At 69.6% G+C, this 955-nt stretch carries 1 protein-coding gene; it reads left to right on the top strand.

Going from position 1 to position 955, the window contains the following annotated elements:
- Nucleotides 1–955: AMP-binding protein (locus ODJ79_RS46615; protein ID WP_263030189.1), on the top strand; the 955-nt coding region annotated here is incomplete at both ends.

A 955-nucleotide genomic window follows, 5' to 3' on the forward strand; every position in this document is an offset into this window, starting at 1 on the left:
CGAGCAGGCAGAGATTCGCTTCCCGGGCATGCAGGCCCGGTTCGACGACGCACCGACCACACAGTCCCGCTTCGACCTCACCTTTGTCCTCAATGAGACGTTCGACGCCGAGGGTCGGCCGGCGGGGTTGTCGGGTGAGGTCGAGTTCGCCGTCGATCTGTTCGATGTGGCGACGGTGCAGGGTTTGTCGCGGTGGTTCGGCCGGGTGTTGGAGGGTCTGGTCGAGCGGCCGGACGCGGCGGTGGGTGAGGTGTCGCTGCTGTCGCAGGCCGAGCGCGATGTCGTGGTCCGGGAGTGGAACGAGACCGGTGCGGGAGTGCCGGTGGGGACCTTCCCGCAGCTGTTCCAGGCGCAGGTGGACGCCGATGGGTCGGCGCCCGCGGTGGTGTTCGGGTCGCAGGAACTGTCGTATGGGCAGTTGGCGTCCCGGGTGGATGCTTTTGCGGCGCGGTTGGCGGCCGCGGGGGTGGGCGCGGAGTCGGTGGTGGCGGTGGCGTTGCCGCGCTCGGTCGACCTGGTGGTGGCGTTGCTGGGGGTGTTGCGGGCCGGTGGCGCGTATCTGCCGGTCGATCCGGACTATCCGGCGGAGCGGGTCGAGTTCATGCTCACCGACGCTGCGCCGGTGCTGCTGGTCACCGACCGGGTGACGCAGTCGAGGCTGCCTTGGGTCGACGGGCTGCCGGTGTTGCTGGCCGACGACGAGCCGGTGGGGCCGGCCGGTGCCGTGCCGCCGTTGCCGGTGGAGGTGCGGCATCCGGCGTATGTGATTTACACGTCGGGGTCGACGGGTCGGCCGAAGGGTGTGGTGGTCACTCATGGCGGTTTGGCGGCGTTGTCGCAGGCCCAGCAGTCAGTACTAGGGGTGGGCCCGGGAAGCAGGGTGTTGCAGTTCGCGGCGTTGAGTTTCGACGCGGCGGCGTGGGAGATCGTGATGGGTCTGCTCTCCGGTGCGACG

This window comes from Actinoplanes sp. KI2, assembly GCF_025630775.1.
Lineage (GTDB): Bacteria > Actinomycetota > Actinomycetes > Mycobacteriales > Micromonosporaceae > Actinoplanes.